The sequence below is a fragment of the Micromonospora sp. NRRL B-16802 genome, assembly GCF_001279555.1.
In the GTDB taxonomy this organism is placed as follows: domain Bacteria; phylum Actinomycetota; class Actinomycetes; order Mycobacteriales; family Micromonosporaceae; genus Micromonospora; species Micromonospora profundi.
Genome location: NZ_LGEB01000055.1, coordinates 1 through 17,590, shown reverse-complemented (window position 1 = coordinate 17,590; position 17,590 = coordinate 1). Strand labels below are relative to the sequence as shown.

General features: G+C 72.6%; 10 protein-coding genes. 7 read left to right on the top strand and 3 right to left on the bottom strand.

Annotated elements, in window-relative coordinates; genetic code table 11:
* Positions 1 to 27: 27 nt before the first annotated feature.
* The 3 genes from ADK66_RS13450 (at position 28) to purE (ending at position 3,877) form a co-directional block, all read left to right on the top strand.
* On the top strand, positions 28 to 2,064 hold the full coding sequence (locus tag ADK66_RS13450; protein ID WP_053655275.1) for a thioredoxin domain-containing protein: 2,037 nt from the start codon (positions 28 to 30) through the stop codon (positions 2,062 to 2,064).
* A 131-nt stretch (positions 2,065 to 2,195) separates the two neighbouring features.
* Positions 2,196 to 3,371, top strand: a complete 1,176-nt coding sequence (locus tag ADK66_RS13445; RefSeq protein ID WP_053655273.1) for a 5-(carboxyamino)imidazole ribonucleotide synthase — start codon at positions 2,196 to 2,198, stop codon at positions 3,369 to 3,371.
* A 17-nt stretch (positions 3,372 to 3,388) separates the two neighbouring features.
* Complete coding sequence (purE, locus tag ADK66_RS13440; RefSeq protein WP_053655411.1) at positions 3,389 to 3,877, top strand: 5-(carboxyamino)imidazole ribonucleotide mutase; 489 nt, start codon at positions 3,389 to 3,391, stop codon at positions 3,875 to 3,877.
* 178 nt (positions 3,878 to 4,055) lie between these two features.
* On the opposite strand, the gene ADK66_RS13435 is transcribed toward purE, so the two are convergent.
* Positions 4,056 to 8,945 carry an SCO7613 C-terminal domain-containing membrane protein gene (locus ADK66_RS13435; protein ID WP_053655271.1) on the bottom strand — a complete coding sequence of 1,630 codons (4,890 nt, stop codon included), beginning with the start codon at positions 8,943 to 8,945 and terminating at the stop codon, positions 4,056 to 4,058.
* Between the two features lie 151 nt (positions 8,946 to 9,096).
* Positions 9,097 to 10,524: a UDP-glucose/GDP-mannose dehydrogenase family protein gene (locus ADK66_RS13430; protein WP_053655269.1), complete on the bottom strand. Its 1,428-nt coding sequence runs from the start codon at positions 10,522 to 10,524 to the stop codon at positions 9,097 to 9,099.
* A gap of 245 nt (positions 10,525 to 10,769) precedes the next feature.
* On the opposite strand from ADK66_RS13430, the gene ADK66_RS13425 reads away from it, so the two are divergent.
* Together ADK66_RS13425 and ADK66_RS13420 are read left to right on the top strand one after the other, a co-directional pair.
* Entirely contained in the window at positions 10,770 to 11,939 is a 1,170-nt protein-coding gene (locus tag ADK66_RS13425; protein WP_053655267.1) for an acyl-CoA dehydrogenase family protein, read from the top strand.
* A 225-nt stretch (positions 11,940 to 12,164) separates the two neighbouring features.
* A complete protein-coding gene (locus ADK66_RS13420) occupies positions 12,165 to 13,442 on the top strand; it encodes a multidrug effflux MFS transporter (protein ID WP_369814790.1) in 1,278 nt (425 codons plus the stop codon).
* A gap of 51 nt (positions 13,443 to 13,493) precedes the next feature.
* Here ADK66_RS13420 and ADK66_RS13415 read toward each other — a convergent pair whose 3' ends face one another.
* A complete protein-coding gene (locus ADK66_RS13415; RefSeq protein WP_053655265.1) occupies positions 13,494 to 14,159 on the bottom strand; it encodes a hypothetical protein in 666 nt (221 codons plus the stop codon).
* A gap of 23 nt (positions 14,160 to 14,182) precedes the next feature.
* Between ADK66_RS13415 and ADK66_RS13410 the strand changes: the two genes are divergently transcribed.
* Both ADK66_RS13410 and ADK66_RS13405 read left to right on the top strand, forming a co-directional pair.
* Complete coding sequence (locus tag ADK66_RS13410; RefSeq protein ID WP_053655263.1) at positions 14,183 to 14,707, top strand: acyl-CoA thioesterase; 525 nt, start codon at positions 14,183 to 14,185, stop codon at positions 14,705 to 14,707.
* A 150-nt stretch (positions 14,708 to 14,857) separates the two neighbouring features.
* Entirely contained in the window at positions 14,858 to 16,828 is a 1,971-nt protein-coding gene (locus tag ADK66_RS13405) for an acetoacetate--CoA ligase (protein ID WP_053655261.1), read from the top strand.
* The last annotated feature ends 762 nt before the right edge of the window (positions 16,829 to 17,590 follow it).

The window sequence follows — 17,590 nt, the reverse complement described above, 5'->3', positions numbered from 1 at the left end:
CTCGGCGTAGCTGGTTATGGTCGACAGGTGAACCGACTCGTCAACGCCACCAGCCCGTACCTGCTCCAGCACGCCGACAACCCGGTCGACTGGTGGCCGTGGTGCGACGAGGCGTTCGCCGAGGCGAAGCGGCGCGACGTACCGGTGCTCATCTCGGTGGGGTATGCCGCCTGCCACTGGTGTCACGTGATGGCCCACGAGTCGTTCGAGAACGAGCACGTCGGCGCGCTGATGAACGACGACTTCGTGTCGATCAAGGTGGACCGCGAGGAGCGCCCCGACGTGGACGCGGTCTACATGACCGCCACCCAGGCGATGACAGGTCAGGGCGGCTGGCCGATGACTGTGTTCGCCACTCCCGACGGCACGCCGTTCTTCTGCGGCACCTACTTCCCGCGTGCCAACTTCATCCGGCTGCTCCAGTCGGTCGCCACCGCGTGGCGCGACCAGCGTGCGGAAGTGCTGCGTCAGGGCGCCGCCGTGGTCGAGGCGATCGGCGGCGCACAGGCAGTGGGTGGCCCCACCGCCCCGCTGGACGCCCCGCTGCTCGACGCCGCGGCCGCCAACCTGGCAGGTGAGTACGACGGGACGAACGGCGGTTTCGGGGGCGCCCCGAAGTTTCCGCCGCACATGAACCTGCTCTTCCTGCTGCGCCACCACCAGCGCACCGGCGACCCGCGCAGCCTGGAGATCGTCCGGCACACTGCCGAGGCGATGGCCCGGGGCGGCATCTACGACCAGTTGGCCGGCGGCTTCGCCCGTTACTCGGTGGACGCGCACTGGACGGTGCCGCACTTCGAGAAGATGCTCTACGACAACGCGCTGCTGCTGCGGGTCTACACGCAGCTCTGGCGGCTGACCGGCGACCCGCTGGCCCGCCGGATCGCCCGGGACACCGCCCGGTTCCTCGCCGACGAGCTGCACCGGCCGGGGGAGGGGTTCACGTCCGCGCTGGACGCCGACACGGAGGGCGTCGAGGGGCTCACCTACGCCTGGACGCCCGCCCAGCTCGTCGAGGTGCTCGGCGAGGAGGACGGCCGGTGGGCCGCCGACCTGTTCGCCGTCACCGAGGAGGGGACCTTCGAGCACGGCATGAGCGTGCTGCGGCTCGCCCGGGACGTCGATGACGCCGCACCCGAGATCCGCGCCCGCTGGCAGCAGGTGGTGGGCCGGCTGCTCGCGGCTCGGGACACACGCCCCCAGCCTGCTCGTGACGACAAGGTGGTGGCCGCGTGGAACGGTCTGGCGATCACCGCCATGGCCGAGTTCCAGCAGGTCGCCGCCCTGTACGCGTCGCCGCAGGACGAGGACGCCAACCTGATGGACGGCGTGACAATCGTCGCCGACGGCGCGATGCGTAACGCCGCCGAGCACCTGGCGAGCGTGCACCTTGTCGACGGCCGGCTGCGCCGGGTCTCCCGCGACGGCAAGGTCGGTGAGCCGGCCGGCGTCCTCGAGGACTACGGCTGCGTGGCCGAGGCGTTCTGCGCGATGCACCAGCTCACCGGCGAAGGTCGTTGGCTCACACTGGCCGGCGGGCTGCTGGACACCGCGCTGGAGCACTTCGCCGCGCCCGGCGGCGCCTACTACGACACGGCCGACGACGCCGAGCAGCTCGTCGCCCGGCCGGCCGACCCGACCGACAACGCCACCCCGTCGGGCCGGTCCGCGCTGGTGGCCGGGCTCGTGGCGTACGCCGCGCTGACCGGCGAGACCCGCTACCGGGAGGCCGCCGAGGCGGCGCTCGCCACTGTGGCACCGATCGTCGGGCGGCACGCCCGGTTCACCGGGTACGCGGCCACTGTCGGTGAGGCGCTGCTGTCCGGGCCGTACGAGATCGCCGTGGTGACCGGCGACCCGGCCGGCGATCCGCTGGTGGCCGCAGCCCACCGGCACGCCCCGCCCGGAGCGGTGGTGGTCGCCGGAGCTCCGGACCAGCCGGGGGTCCCGCTGCTCGCCGACCGTCCGTTCGTCGACGGGCGGTCCGCGGCGTACGTCTGCCGGGGTTTCGTCTGCCAACGGCCGGTGACCTCAGTCGAGGAGTTGGTCGCCCAGCTCGGCTGAACACACCGCGACCGACGTAGCGCCCGGTAGTCGCCCGCGACCCGGGCACGGTGGTGGCCGGCGTCTCGCGGAGCGGCGGGCGCCGGCCCTCCGGACGACCGCGCCGGCCACCCGGATAGGCTGGCCGCGCTATGGATTCCCGTACCGGTCTCCCCGTTGTCGGCATGGTGGGTGGCGGCCAGTTGGCCCGGATGACCCACCAGGCCGCGATCGCCCTCGGCCAGTCACTGCGTGTGCTCGCCGCCAGTCCCGAGGACGGCGCGGCACTGGTCGCCGCCGACGTCCAGTACGGCGAGCACACCGACCTGGCCGCCCTGCGCACCTTCGCCAAGGGCTGCGACGTGGTCACCTTCGACCACGAGCACGTGCCCTCCGAGCACATCCGCGCGCTGGCGGCGGAGGGCGTGTCGGTGTACCCGCCGGCGAACGCGCTGCTGCACGCCCAGGACAAGCAGGTGATGCGGGAACGCCTCACCGAGCTGGGCGCGCCCAACCCCCGGTGGCAGCCGGTCGGTGAGCCCGCCGACCTCGTCGGCTTCGGCGAGCAGGTCGGCTGGCCGGTGGTGCTCAAGGCGGCCCGGGGTGGCTACGACGGCCGAGGTGTCTGGCTTGTCGACGACGCCGCCCAGGCCACCGAGCTGGCGACCACGCTGCTCGCCGGTGGCACCCCGCTGATCGTCGAGGAGCGGGTGCCGCTGCGCCGGGAGCTGGCCGTGCAGGTGGCCCGGTCGCCGTTCGGGCAGGTGGCCGCGTACCCGGTGGTCGAGACGGTCCAGCGCGACGGCATCAACGTTGAGGTGCTGGCCCCGGCGCCCGGCCTGGACGAGGAACTGGCGGTCGCCGCCCAGCAACTCGCCATCGACCTGGCCACCGCGCTCGGCGTGGTCGGCCTGCTCGCCGTCGAACTCTTCGAGGTACGCGACGAGGCCGGTCGACCCGCGATCGTGGTCAACGAGCTGGCGATGCGGCCCCACAACTCGGGGCACTGGACCATCGAGGGCGCCCGGACCTCCCAGTTCGAGCAGCACCTGCGGGCGGTGCTGGACTACCCGATGGGCGACACCGCGCTGACCGCGCCGGTGGTGGTGATGGCGAACGTCCTCGGTGGCGAGCCGGGCGGAATGTCGATCGACGAGCGGCTGCACCACCTCTTCGCCGCCGAGCCGGGCGCGAAGGTGCATCTCTACGGCAAGCAGGTGCGGCCCGGCCGCAAGATCGGGCACGTGACGGTGCTCGGTGACGACCTGGACGACGTACGGGCGCGGGCTGTGCGGACCGCCCGTTGGTTGCGTGAGGGGCACGAATGAGCGAGAAGGCGGCCGGGGTGCCCACCGTCGGGTTGATCATGGGTAGTGACTCGGACTGGCCGACGATGCGAGCCGCGGCCGAGGTGCTTGACGACTTCGGCGTGTCGTACGAGGTCCGGGTGATCTCGGCGCACCGAACCCCGGTCACGATGATCGAGTACGGCCAGGAGGCCGCCGATCGGGGTCTCAAGGTGATCATCGCGGGTGCGGGTGGTGCCGCCGCGTTGCCGGGCATGGTGGCCTCGGTGACGCCGCTGCCGGTGATCGGGGTGCCGGTGCCGCTCAAGCACCTCGACGGCATGGATTCGCTGCTCTCGATCGTGCAGATGCCGGCCGGGATCCCGGTGGCGACAGTGTCGATCGGCAACGCCCGCAACGCCGGCCTGCTCGCCGTACGCATCCTCGGCGCCGCCGACGAAACCCTGCGCGCCCAGATGACGACCTACCAGCAGGACCTGGACAAGCTGATCAAGACCAAGGACGAAGCCCTCCAGGCCACCCTGTAACCCGCCCGCCCTCGCGCTCCCACCCCCAGCCCTCGGCGATCTTGTACTTTCAGCCGCCGATCAGAGCGGGTATGCCCCTTATGCCCGGGCAGAAAGTGCAAGATCGCGGGGGAGGGGGACGGGCGGATCCGGCACGCTCACCGTCCCCACTCACCTACGCCGCGGGGACCCTCCGGTTTCATCTCATGCCGCGTAGCGCGGTCTGTAGGCGTTCCTGGGCTCGGCGGCGGCGCTCGTTGCTGGCGCCGAGGATGAGCAGCAGGATGCCCACGGGGATCAGCGCCAGCCACGGGCCGAGGCTGACAAGCGCATGGATCGCCGCGATCGCGGTGACCGACGCGCCGACGATGACCGGTGCCTGCTGACGGCTGGACGAGCCGAAGATCAGCACCGCGACCGCACCGAGCAGCAGCAGCATCTGCCGCAGCGTGCTGGATTCGGTGGCAAGCACGATGGCCAGTGTCGGCACGAACGCGGCGACCAGCGCCGGCCCGTACGCCACCCAGCTGCTCATGTCCGGCCGGTGGCGCAACTCCAGCACCCCGACGAGCAGGGCCAACAGGGCGAACGGAAGCGTGTACGCCTCGGGCAGCGCCACGTCGGCGACGCGCATCAGGATCCACCAGGCGGTGATCTCGCAGAACACGACCGCCCAGAAGAGGATGCGGCGCTCCACCGGCCGGCGACCCGGGCGGGTGGCCGCCACGCCGAGCACGGCACCCCACGCGGCAAGCAGGGCGGCGATGTGGCGGGGCGAGTCGAAGGCGAGGGCCAGGGCGATGAGCGCCGCCGCGTACCCGCTCCATTCGACAGTGGACGCTTCGCGTTGCGCCTCGGGGCGGCGCAGCCGTGGCAGGGTCGCGGCGAGCACCTGGAGGACCGCGCCGACGGCGAGCACACCGAACGCGGACCACACAGCGGCAAGCCCGGCGACCAGGCCGGCGGTGAGCACGAACAGTTGCGCCATCAGCGACGCGAAGAGCCAGCCGAGGATGCGCGCCCGCTGTGTGACGCCGAACAACGCCGCCACCGCGCCCACACCGACGGCGCTGCCGAGGGTGAACAGGGTCAACTGCCGGTCCGCCAGGCTGCCGGCGAGCCCGGCGCTGCCGCCGGCCAGACCGATGGCGAACACCAGCACCCGGGCCAGCCGCAGCGACCGGGCCCGCTCGACGAGCGCCGGCGGCGGGGTCAGCGCAAGGCCGAGCATCGCGATGGTGAAGACGGAGAGCGCTCCGATGGTGCTCGCGGGCCAGCCCCGGCCGAGCGCGATGGGCGCGATCAGCAGCGTGACGGCCGCACCGGGCAGCACCACAGGCACGGCGCGGGACCGCCGTCCGCCGCTGAACCCGGTGGCGGCCAGCGCGGCGGTCGCGGTGAGCAGCAGCGCGGTCAGCACATGGGTCGGGTTGACCACGTCCGCCGGTGGGGTGAGCAGCTCCGGCGGTGGGCCCTGCCAGATCCGGCTCAATGTGCGGTGCGGCTCGACGAGGGCGGTGACCAGGGCGGGCGTGATCGAGGCGAGAGCCAGCGCCGTGGGTAGGGCGGCAGCGGCGAGGGCACCGGCGGACGGGCTGATTCGCCAGCGCAGCCGGTCCGGGTCGTCCGGTAGCCGGCGTAGCGCGCCGTCGAGGAGCACCGCCCACCGCCGGACCGGCTGGGCCGAGCCGGTGGGCGGTGTGGTGGCCGCACGGACCAGTTCGGCGAGGACGCCCAGCAGGGCGGCGGCGGCCGCGTAGACCCCGGAGGGCAGGCCGGTGGGGATGGCGGCGAGGGCGCTGATGGTGGCACCGCCGACCACTGCCACGCTGACCCAGGGCAGGTACTGCGGCACGTGCCGGCGAACCGCGGCCACGGCCGCGAGACCGAGGCTGGAAGCCGCCAGCGCTGCGGTGAGCACCACCTGCGGCGAGTGCTGGAACTCGACGGCCAGCGCCGCCACCGCACCGGGCAGGGCCAGCAGCGCGGCGCCGGCGGCCGCCCCACCGATCTGGGCCAGGTGCGGCGGCATCCCCTCGGTCTCCAGGTCGGTCACCTGCGGGCCGGCCAGCACGCGGGCCACCGCGGCCACGACCACGCCGATGAGCGCGATGCTGCCCAGCGCCAGCGCTGTGGTCCAGGGGCGGACCAGGCCCGCGCCGGCGGCATGCAACGCCACCACCCCGGCGACGGTGGCCCGGGACAGCCCGGCGCGGGCCTCCTCGGTGGCCACCGAGGCCATCCCGAAGACGGTGGCCACCATCCCGCCGACCAGCACCGGCGACCACCAGGGCAGCTCGAACGCGGCCGGCGCGCCGATCGTGGCGAGCACCACGGCGGCGCCGGACACGTCCCACCGCCACGGCGGCGGCAGCAGGATGCCGGCGGTGACGGCCAGCAGGAGCAGCGCGATCGGGGCCTGCCAGGTCGAGCCGCCGGTCGGTGCGGCCGGCCAGTTGCTCAGGTCGCCGTCCCAGATCGGGCCGGGCGTGGCGAGCACTCCCACCCCGCCGCGCAGGGCCATCCAACCGGCGAGCACACCGATGAGTACGCCGCCGACGGTGATGCCGAGGGTCGGCCCGCGCCGCCACTCCTCGGGCATGGCACGGGCGCCGACGGCGACCACCAGCACGAGGCCGGCGGCCACGGCGAGTTGCCCGCCGGGGGCGATGACTGCGCCGATGCGCACCATCGTGGCGATCAGCGCTGTGGTGACCGCCGCGGCGGCCAGGTCGGAGCCGTCCAGTGTGAGGTCGGAGCGGCGGCCGGCGTCGATCGAGGGCGCCAGGTAGAGCAGCACCGCCGCGACAAGCAGGAGCGCGCCGACCCAGGCGTCGGCGACGGTCGCCCCGGGGGCGCCGAAGGCGGCGGCGGTGACCACAAGCGCGCCCAGCCCCGTGCCGACCGACAGGGGCGCCGGGATGCGCCGCTGGGAGACCTGCACCATGGCGGCGTACCCGAGGGTCACGCAAACCGCCAGGAAGCTCGCCGCCAGCACCGGCACTGTCACCTCGCGGAGGCTGGCCGGGGTGGGTGTCGGGTCGACTGTCGCTGTTGCGGCCACGAACGCCGCCACAGCGCCGGGCAGCGCGAAGGCGGCGCCGCCGGAGGCCCAGTCCGTGACCGTGTCGGCCGCGGCGGACGCGATCCGCACCCGGGGGGCAAGCGCGACCAGCGTGGCTGCCGCGAAGATGGTGAGCAGAACGGCGGCCGTGAGCCCCGGCCGGGACAGGCCGGCACCGACGCCGAACATGCCCACCACGGCGGCGGCGGCGGAGTGTGCCAGCGCGGCCCGGGTGGTCCGCGCAGAGAGGCCCGTCACTCCGATGCCGATCGCGGTGAGCACCATCGGCCAGGGCGCCGACACCCAGCCGAGACCGAACGAGGCCGGTACGGCGAGCGCGGTCAGCGCGGCTCCCGCGACGGCGAACTCGCGGCGGATGTCAGTTGGCAGGGCCAGCACGGCGGCGATGGTGAGCAGGAACGCGGCGGCGGCGAGCTGCCAGGTGTTGGGGCCGACAGCGGCGGCCAGTTCGGCGGCGTACCCGTCGAGGTCGGCGCCCCACGCGGGCAGCGCCGCCCGTACCGTGGCGACGCCGGCGCGCAGCGCGCCCCCGGCGACCACCAACCCGCTGACGGTGAGCGCCACAGCAGAGGCGATCTGCGGTCCGCGCCGGGCGGCCTCGGGGACCGCGCGCACCGCCAGACCGGTCGCCGTGATGACGGCGGCGATCAGCAGCAGCGACTGGCCGGGCAGGGCCACGGACGCGATCCGGCCGAAGGCGCCGATCACGGCAAGGGTGAGGATGCCGGCCCCGACGTCGGGCAGCGGTGGGCGGCGCAGCACCAGCGCACCGGCCAACCCGACCGCCGCGGCCAGCAGCAGCACCAGCCCGGCGCCTGTCGCCGTCGGAACGGTCTGTGCCCGCAGCAGGGCGGTGACGGCGTACGCAAGGGCGACGGCGACCGCCACCGCGTGCAGCGACCAGGTCAGCTCGCGCACCCCGGGAACCGGACGGGCCGGCGGCTGGGTGGTCCCCACGCCGGCGTCGATCACCTCGCCGGCCTCCTCCGGGGCGCCCTCCGGCCGGCCTTCGGCGTCACGCTGCCGGGGCGGGGCAGGCGTGCTCGCCTCCGGCAGGTCCTGCCGGACGGGGCGTTCCACCATCAACCCGGAGCGGACCAGCCAGAGGTTGAGGAGGGCGACCACGGTCAGCACCAGCGCCCAGCCGCCCGGCCCGGTGATGCGGTCGTACGTGAGCAGCGGCAGCACCGGTTGTGCGGCGAGTACGGCGGCGAAGCGGGGTGCGCGCAGACCTGTCCACGTGGCGTAGCCGACCGACACGGCGACGGTGCCCGCGAAGATCAGGCCGGCGAAGATCGCACCGGAGGTGCCGCCGTCGCCGATCCTGTCGACTGCCCAGAGGGCGTACCCGGCGAGTGGCACGAGCAGCAGACCCACGGCGGCGATCGTCTCCGCCGTCGAGGTGAGCCCGCGCCGGGCCAGCACCGGCGGGGCGAGCAGCATCAGCACTGTGGCGATCAGCAGGACACCGAGGCGGGCGAGGGCGTCCATCGAGCTGGTCGCCACCGCGGCGAAGACCACGGCGGCCACGCCGAGCAGCAGCGCACCCAGACCGAGGGGGATGTTCTGTACCTCCCGGGAGGACGCCTCCGGGGGGTGCTCCGGGTCGTCGGCATCCAGCCAGGACGGCGGTGGCGGCGGTGGCGGGTCCTCCGGAGCGGTAGGCGTGCCCTGGCGGGGCACCCGGGGCGGGGCGCCGGTGGTGGCCGTCGGTGGGCGACGACCGGGACGGCGGCGCAGCACCCGCCGGGGGCGGGTCGCCTGCTTGAGTCGTTCCTCCCCGGCATGGGCGAGGATGTCCCGTTGGAAGAGCGCGGCCTGCATCTTGGCGGCGATCTGCCGCTGCTCACGGGCGATGGCGGCGTCGCGCGCCTTCATCTCCGCGATCGAGCGCTCGACGTTTGCCAGATGCTCGACCCACTGCGGCTGGTCAGACCCGCAGTGCGGACAGCGGACGGCCGGCTTGATCTCCCGGCCGCACGAGGAGCATTGAAAGGTCGCCACGACACCCCTCCACCCGCACTGTGGACTCCCACTGTCGCAGCATGCCCAATGCCGGCGTGGATTTCGACTCTTGTCGGCGGGTCCGGGGCAAACAACATCACCGGCCGGCCGCTACTGGTGCTTCGCGGCCGGCCGGTGGGTTCTCGGAACGTCAGGGGCGGCCCATGCCCCGGTACTCCCAGCCGGCCTGCGTCCACAGTGCCGAGTCGAGGCAGTTGCGTCCGTCGACGACCTTGCGGCCGGCGACCAGCTCGCCCAGGGCGACCGGGTCGGCGTTGCGGAAGTCGGCCCACTCGGTGAGGACGCAGACCAGGTCGGCGCCGGTGACCGCCTCGTTGATGCCGGTCTCGTAGGTCAGCTCGGGAACGGCGCGGCGGGCGTTCTCGGTGCCCTGCGGGTCGTACACGTGCACGTCGGCGCCGGCCTTGTGCAGCAGTGCGGCTACGGCGAGCGCCGGGGCGTCGCGGACGTCGTCGGTGTTGGGCTTGAAGGTGGCACCCAGCACGGCGATCCGGGTGCCGGAGAAGTCCGGGCCGGCCGGGCCGGAGCGCCGGCCGAGCAGGTCCGCCGCGAGCTGGAGCACCCGGGCCCGGCGGCGCAGGTTGATCAGGTCGACCTCGTGCAGGAAGCGCAGGGCCTCACCGGCACCCAGCTCCTGCGCGCGGGCCTGGAAGGCGCGGATGTCCTTGGGCAGGCAGGCGCCGCCGAAGCCGAGGCCCGACTGGAGGAACCGGTTGCCGATGCGGGGGTCGTACCCGATCGCCCGGGCCAGCTGGGTGACGTCACCACCGGATGCCTCGCAGACCTCGGCCATCGCGTTGATGAAGGAGATCTTGGTGGCGAGGAAGGCGTTCGCCGCGACCTTCACCAGCTCGGCGGTCGCGAAGTCGGTGACCACCAGGGGCACCTCGCGGTCCTCGGTGGCGGCCAGGTCGAAGACGCCCTTGTGCGCGGCGTAGAGCATGCCGTTGGCCCACTCGCTCTTGACGCCGACCACGATCCGGTTGGGGCGGAGTACGTCGTCGACGGCGAAGCCCTCCTGGAGGAACTCGGGGCTCCACGCCACCTCGACACCAAGGTTGTCGGGGGTGTGCTTGCCGACGAGCTGCTCCACCCACTCGGCGGTGCCCACCGGCACGGTGGACTTGCCGACGATGAGCGCCTTGCGGGTCAGGTGTTGCGCCAGGCTGGTCACCGACGCCTCGACGTACGACAGGTCGGCGCCCATCCCGTCGGCCCGCTGCGGGGTGCCGACGCAGATGAAGTGCACGTCGCCGAACTCGGCGGTCTCGGCGATGTCGGTGCTGAACCGGAGCCGGCCGGCGGCCAGGTTGCGCTTGAGCAGCTCGTCCAGGCCAGGCTCGTGGATGGGCACCTGGCCGGCGTTCAGCATCGCGATCTTGTCGGCGTCGACGTCGAACCCGAGCACCTCGTACCCGAGTTCCGCGTAGCAGATGGCGTACGTCGCGCCGAGGTAGCCGGTCCCCAGGAAGGTCACCCGCGGCCGAGGTGCGCCCGACGGCGGGGTCACCGCGGCGATAGCGGGGCTCGGCTGGATGGTGGGGTAGGGGATCGTCACGCCTGTCTTCTCCGCTCGCACTGGCGGCGCTCGTCGCGTCGCATTCTGCTGCGGCGCCTGGCGGGCACCGGAGGTATGACTCTGTTTGTGTCCATCATTGCCCAGCGGCGTGGGTGCGCCGTCATGCCCCGTACCTACGCGCCGGTAACATCGCCTGAACTGCAGTCGCTATCCTTCAGTCTGCGCGGTTGGCGGTCAGGGAAGGCCACAGACTGCGCATGATAGCGGTGAAGGGGAGGGCCGACATGGCCGCAGTGGAGTCGTTCGACGTATACCGGTTGCCCGATGAGCACGAGGCGATCCGGGAGGCCGTGCGTGAGGTCTGTGCCGCCAAGGTGGCTCCGCACGCCGCGGAGGCGGACGAGACCGGGGAGTTCCCGAAGGCGTCCTACGACGCGCTGCGGGCCGCCGACTTCCACGCGCCGCACATCCCGGAGGAGTACGGCGGGGCGGGCGCGGATGCCCTGGCCACAGCGATCGTGATCGAAGAGGTGGCCCGCGCCTGCGCGTCGTCCTCGCTCATCCCGGCGGTCAACAAGCTCGGCACGATGCCGCTGCTGCTGTCCGGTTCCGAGGACCTCAAGCGTCGCTACCTGACCCCTGTCGCGTCCGGCGAGGCGATGTTCTCGTACTGCCTCTCCGAGCCGGAGGCGGGCAGCGACGCGGCATCGATGACTACCCGCGCGGTGCGTGACGGGGATCACTGGGTGCTCAACGGCGTCAAGCGCTGGATCACCAACGCGGGCGTGTCCGAGTTCTACACAGTCTTCGCCGTCACCGACCCGGCCGCCCGCTCCCGGGGCATCTCGGCCTTCGTGGTCGAGAAGTCCGACCCCGGGGTGACCTTCGGCGCGCCGGAGAAGAAGCTCGGCATCAAGGGCTCGCCCACACGCGAGGTCTACCTGGACAACGTGCGGATCCCCGCCGACCGGATGATCGGCGCCGAGGGCACCGGCTTCGCCACCGCCATGAAGACCCTGGACCACACCCGGGTCACCATCGCCGCGCAGGCCGTCGGGATCGCACAGGGCGCGCTCGACTACGCCAAGGGGTACGTCGCCGAGCGCCGGCAGTTCGGCAAGGCGATCGCCGAGTTCCAGGGCATTCAGTTCATGCTCGCCGACATGGGCATGAAGCTGGAGGCGGCCCGGCAGTTGACGTACGCCGCGGCGGGCCGGTCCGAGCGGGGCGACGCCGACCTAACCTACTTCGGCGCGGCGGCCAAGTGCTTCGCCTCGGACGCCGCCATGGAGATCACCACCGACGCCGTGCAGTTGCTCGGCGGCTACGGCTACACCCGCGACTACCCGGTCGAGCGGATGATGCGGGACGCCAAGATCACCCAGATCTACGAGGGCACCAACCAGGTCCAGCGCATCGTCATGGCACGTCAGCTGCTGGCCGACACGGTCTGAGCGCCACCTGACCGCATCCGGCCCGTCCCACCGCTGCCCAGCGGCGGGACGGGCCGGTTTCGTGCGTGAGTCCGCACACAGTCGCCGTCTCAGCCCGGCTGGAGACGTTGTCGGATAGGCAGACTCACAGAGCCGCTCAGCCGCCACCACCGTCTGCCTCGTCCACTCGCAGCCCACGGTCGGGCATGCCCCACGACGTACAACACCCGCAGAGAGATCGAGATCATGAAGCAGTTGGTGGAGAAAACCGCCGAGCCCGAGGTGTTGCCGGGTGACCTGATGACCAACCGCCAGCGCGCGCAACTCGTCCTGGTGCTGGGCGCGTTGATCGCGATCGGCCCGCTGACCATCGACATGTACCTGCCGGCGCTGCCCGCCATCACGTCCGGCCTGGAAACCACCGAGACCGCCGTCCAGCTGACGCTGACCGGCACCCTGGTCGGCCTCGCGCTGGGCCAGTTGCTGATCGGGCCGCTCTCCGACGTGGTCGGCCGGCGCAAGCCCCTGCTGGCCGGGTTGGCCGTGCACATCGTGGCCTCCGTGCTGTGCGTCTTCGCACCCGACATCGCCGTGCTCGGCGTGCTGCGCGTCCTTCAGGGGCTCGGCGTCGCCGCCGCCACCGTGGTCGCCACGGCCGTCGTACGCGACCTGTTCAGCGGCTCCGCCTTCGCCCGGATCTTCTCCCGGCTGATGCTCGTGATGGGGCTGGCGCCGATCCTCGCGCCGACGCTTGGCAGCGCCCTGCTGGCCTGGACCGACTGGCGGGGCGTCTTCGCGGCGCTGGCGGTGCTGGGCGGGCTGCTGATCATCGTCGCCGCACTGAAGCTGCCGGAGACCCTGCCCGTCGCCCGTCGCCGCCGTGGCGGGGTGCGAGCGACCCTGCGCGACTACCGAGGGCTGCTCAACGACCGGGCCTTCGTCGGACTGGTACTGGTCGCGGGGCTGGCGATGGCAGCCCTGTTCGCGTACGTCTCCGGGTCGTCGTTCGTGTTGCAGCAGCAGTACGGCCTCGACGAGCAGGAGTTCGGGCTGGCCTTCGGTGCTGGCGCGGTCGGCCTGATCGCGGCCACCCAGTTCAACGTACGGCTGCTGCGCCGGTTCACGCCGCAGCAGATCCTCATCAGCGCCCTGATCTCCGGAACGGTGTTCGGCGTGCTGCTGATCGTGATCGCCGCGACGGGCTTCGGTGGTCTGGGCGCCCTGCTCGCGATGCTGTGGCTGGTGCTGGCCGCCACTGGACTGGCCATGCCGAACGCGCCCGCGCTGGCGATGACCAGGCACAGCGAGGCCGCCGGCACGGCCGCGGCGCTGCTCGGTGCCGTGCAGTTCGGCATCGGCGCGTTCTCGGCACCTCTGGCGGGGCTGTTCGGCACCGGGAGCGTACCGATGGCGGTCGTCATCGCGGGCGGTATGGCTGCGGCCCTTGCGGTCATGCTCCTGGTCGTGCCCCGCGCCGCCCTCCGCGACACCGTCGACCCGGAACTGGCGATCGGCCTGCACTGACCGGTGCCCGGTGGGTTGGTGGGCGGGCCGGGTGACCGGCCCGCCCGACGGTCATCGGATCTCGGTGGTGTCCTCGGGGCGCGGTTGGCCGCGCGGCGGGGCGGACCACGGCGACTCGCCGCCCACCCGGCGGGGCAGCGGCTCGGTCGGTGTCGGATCGGCCGGGTAACCAAGGGTCAACGGGGCGGTGTCGCGCTCCGAGGGCTCAGGCGTCGGCCAGTCGGTCATTGTGAAGTCGTCGCTGCGCGGGCCGTCCGCCGGTGTCGTCGCCGGTGCCGGCGTGGTCGCCGCCTGCGGCCAGGGCCGCCAGCGCTGCCCGCTGAACGTCGCCATCAGCAACAGCAGGCCGATCAGGAAGAGCGTGCCGTTCTCCACCGGCAGCAGCAGCGGCAGCGGGTCACCGAAGACCTTCCACCCCTGCGGGACCGCGTCCCGCACCTCGAACGGCGCCACGAACATCCCGACGTACGGGGTGGCCAGCAGTAGCCCGGCCACCAGTGGGCCGGCCGGTGAGAAGCGCAGTGTGCCGAGCAGGCCCAGCAGGACACCGCCGACACCGAGGTACACGGCCGGCTCGATCAGGTTGGCTGTGTTGAAGGTGCCGATCTCCACCCAGCGGTCGACCGTCCGGCTCGACCCGTCCTGCCCGAGTGTGACAAGCACCCAGGTGATGGGCGCCACCACCAACCCGGCGAGGAAGCTCCAGAGATGTCGCATCCGCGCACCGTACCGTTTCCGACATGACCGAGCATCCCTCCGACGCTCCGACGGGCAAGCCGACCTCGTACTCGCGAGTCACCCTCAGCAAGATCATGACCGCCGTCGACGTGAACCTCCACGGCACCGTCCACGGCGGTGTCCTGATGAAGTTCGTCGACGACGTGGCCGGGGCAGCCGCCGCCCGGCACAGCGGCGGAACGGCGGTCACCGCGGCCATCGACGAGATCGTTTTCTCCGAGCCCGTCCGGGTCGGCGACCTAGTGCACGCGCACGCCCAGGTGAACTGGAGCGGACTGACCTCGATGGAGGTCGGCGTACGGGTGGTCGCCGAGCGCTGGGACTCCGCCGAGGACGCCCCGGTCCGGGTCGCCACCGCGTACCTGGTCTTCGTCGGGGTGGACGTCGGTGGCGCGCCGCGAACGGTCCGCCCGGTGCTGCCGGAGACACCGGAGGACGAGCGCCGGTACCGGGAGGCCGAGATCCGTCGCGCGCACCGCCTCGCCCGGCGCCGAGCCATCCAAGCCCATCGCGGAACCGACGGCTGAGTGGGCACACCCACATGCTCCGCAGTGCCGGTATGTGGTGTGGGCCCGCGTCGATGGCCGGACCCGGTCCGCAGAATGGCGTTTCCGGGTAGGGCATGATGTCGCCACGGCACATTCGCGGTGTCGTGCGTGGTCAGGGGAGGTAGGGCAGTGAACGACATGCTCTGGACGCCGCCGGCGGACGTACTCGATCGGTCCCGAATCGGCGGTTACCTACGCTGGCTGCGGGAGCACCGCGGGTTGGACTTCGCCGACTACGACGCGCTGTGGCAGTGGTCGGTCACCGACCTGGATGGGTTCTGGCGCTCGATCTGGGACCACTTCGAGGTCGTGGCGCACACCCCACCGACCGCCACCCTCGCCGAGCGGGCAATGCCCGGCGCCCGTTGGTTCCCCGGTGCCACGCTCAACTACGCCGAGAACGTGCTGCGGATGCCCGGGCGCGCCGACGACGACGCAGTTGTCATCGCGCACGGCCAGACCCGCGCGCCGGTCACCCTTACCGCCGCCGAGCTGCGCGAACAGGTCCGCCGGGTGTCCGCCGGGCTGCGCCGGCTCGGCGTCACCGCCGGTGACCGCGTGGCGGCGTACGCCCCGAACATCGGCGAGACGTACGTCCTGCTGCTCGCCACCGCCAGCCTCGGCGCGATCTTCTCCTCCTGCGCGCCCGAGTTCGGCACCCGCAGCGTCACCGACCGCTGGCAGCAGACCGAGCCGTCGGTGCTTGTCGCCGTGGACGGCTACCGGTACGGCGACAAGGCGGTGGACCGGCGCGCCGAGGTCGCCGCCATCCGCGCCGCCCTGCCGTCGGTGCGGCACACCGTCAGCATCGCCTACCTGGACCCGGCCGGCACCCCGCCGGAGGGCGCGCTGAGCTGGGACGAGTTGGCCGCGCCGACCGACGAGCCGTTGACGTTCACGCCCGTGCCCTTCGACCACCCGCTGTACGTGCTCTACTCCTCAGGCACCACCGGGCTGCCGAAGCCGATCGTGCACGGCCACGGCGGCATCCTGCTGGAACACCTGAAGATGCTCGCCCTGCACCACGACCTCGGCCCGGCCGACAGGTTCTTCTGGTTCACCACCACCGGCTGGATGATGTGGAACTTCCTGGCCTCCGGCCCGGCCGTCGGCGCGACGATCGTGCTCTTCGACGGCAACCCGGGCCACCCCGACCTGGGCGGGCTGTGGCGGCTCGCCGCCGAGACCGGAACCACCTACTTCGGCACCTCGGCGCCGTTCCTGCTGGCCTGCCGCAAGGCCCAGCTGGTGCCCCGTGACATCGCCGACCTGTCCGCGCTGCGCGGCGTCGGCTCCACAGGTGCGCCGCTGCCCGCCGAGGGCTTCGAATGGGTGTACGAGACGGTCGGCGACCAGGTCCAGCTCCAGTCGCTGTCCGGCGGCACCGACGTGTGCACCGGCTTCGTCGGCGGGGTCCCGCTCCTACCGGTGTACGCCGGTGAGATCGCCTGCCGCGCGCTCGGCGCCAAGGTGGAGGCCCGCTCCGCAGACGGCACCCCGGTGATCGGTTCGCTGGGCGAGCTGGTGATCACCGAGCCCATGCCCAGCATGCCCGTGGGGTTCTGGAACGACCCGGACGGCAGCCGCTACGCCGAGGCGTACTTCGACGTCTACCCGGGCGTGTGGCGGCACGGCGACTGGATCACCATCAACTCCCGCGGCGGCTGCGTCATCACCGGCCGCTCCGACGCCACCCTCAACCGTGGCGGGGTACGCCTGGGCACCGCGGAGTTCTACACGGTGGTCGAAGGGCTCGCCGAGGTCGTCGACTCCGTCGTCGTACACCTGGAAGACGACGAGGGCGGAGCCGGCGAGCTGCTGCTCTTCGTGGTGCTGGCTGACGGCCTGGAACTGGACGACGCGCTGCGCAAGAAGATCTGCCGCGAACTGCGTACCGCTCTTTCGCCCCGGCACGTCCCCGACGAGATCCACCAGGTACGCGCGGTACCTCGCACCCTCTCGGCCAAGAAGCTGGAGGTTCCGGTCAAGAAGATTCTCACCGGAATCCCTGTCGACCGCGCTGCGGCCAAGGGCGCGTTGGCGAACCCCGAGTCCCTGAACGCGTTCGCAACCTTCGCCCAGTCCCGCACCTCAGCCTAAGAACCCTCGCCCGGCCAGCGTCCGCGTACCGACCGGCGCCCCGCCCCGGCTGGTGTGGGTGCCTGGCGGGCGCCCTGACCTGGGTGGCGTGGGTGCCTGGCTGGCGCCCCGCCCTGGGTGGCGTCTGTCCCCTCTGGGTCCCGCCCTGGCTGGCGTCTGTCCCTCTGGTGTCCCCCGGGGCTGGCGTCTGTGCCGTGGCGCTGACGTTCGGTTCGGATTCGCCAGGGCTGGACGTTCCAACCCGGCGGGCGCCCCCGGCTGGCGTCTATGCCCGGCTGGCGCTCCGACCCGGACGGCGCTCCGACCCGAACGGCACTCCTGCCCGGCTGGCACTCCTGCCCGGCTGGCACTCCTGCCCGGCTGGCGCCCGTCCCCAGCTGGCGCCCGCGCCCGCTGCGCCCCGCCCGCTGGTGTCGATCATGGAGTTGTGGTGCCCTGCGAAAGGCGCGTATCGCCGCCTTCCGCCCACCACAACTCCATGATCGACGTCGAGCTGAGCCCAAAGCCCGGCGATCTTGCACTTGCTGCCGCGACTTAACGGGCATCCCGTGCATCTCGGCGACCGAAACTGCAAGATCGTCGGGGTCGGGTCGGGTCGGGTCGGGTCGGGTCGGGTCGGGTCGGGGTCGGGGCCGCGGCCGGGGCCGAGTCGGGCTGGGCCGAGCCAGGCTAGGTCGGGGCGGCCGGGCTGGGCTAGATGGGCGCGGCTGGGGTCGGCTGGGCGGGGCTGAGGTGTGCCGAGCCAGGTGTGCCGGGCTGAGG

Excerpts from the sequence above, each read along its gene's own strand:
- ADK66_RS13425 (WP_053655267.1), top strand. The coding sequence starts at position 10,770 with ATGGCCGCAGTGGAGTCGTTCGACGTATACCGGTTGCCCGATGAGCAC.
- ADK66_RS13420 (WP_369814790.1), top strand. The coding sequence starts at position 12,165 with ATGAAGCAGTTGGTGGAGAAAACCGCCGAGCCCGAGGTGTTGCCGGGT.
- ADK66_RS13415 (WP_053655265.1), bottom strand. The coding sequence starts at position 14,159 with ATGCGACATCTCTGGAGCTTCCTCGCCGGGTTGGTGGTGGCGCCCATC.
- ADK66_RS13445 (WP_053655273.1), top strand. The coding sequence starts at position 2,196 with ATGGATTCCCGTACCGGTCTCCCCGTTGTCGGCATGGTGGGTGGCGGC.
- ADK66_RS13410 (WP_053655263.1), top strand. The coding sequence starts at position 14,183 with ATGACCGAGCATCCCTCCGACGCTCCGACGGGCAAGCCGACCTCGTAC.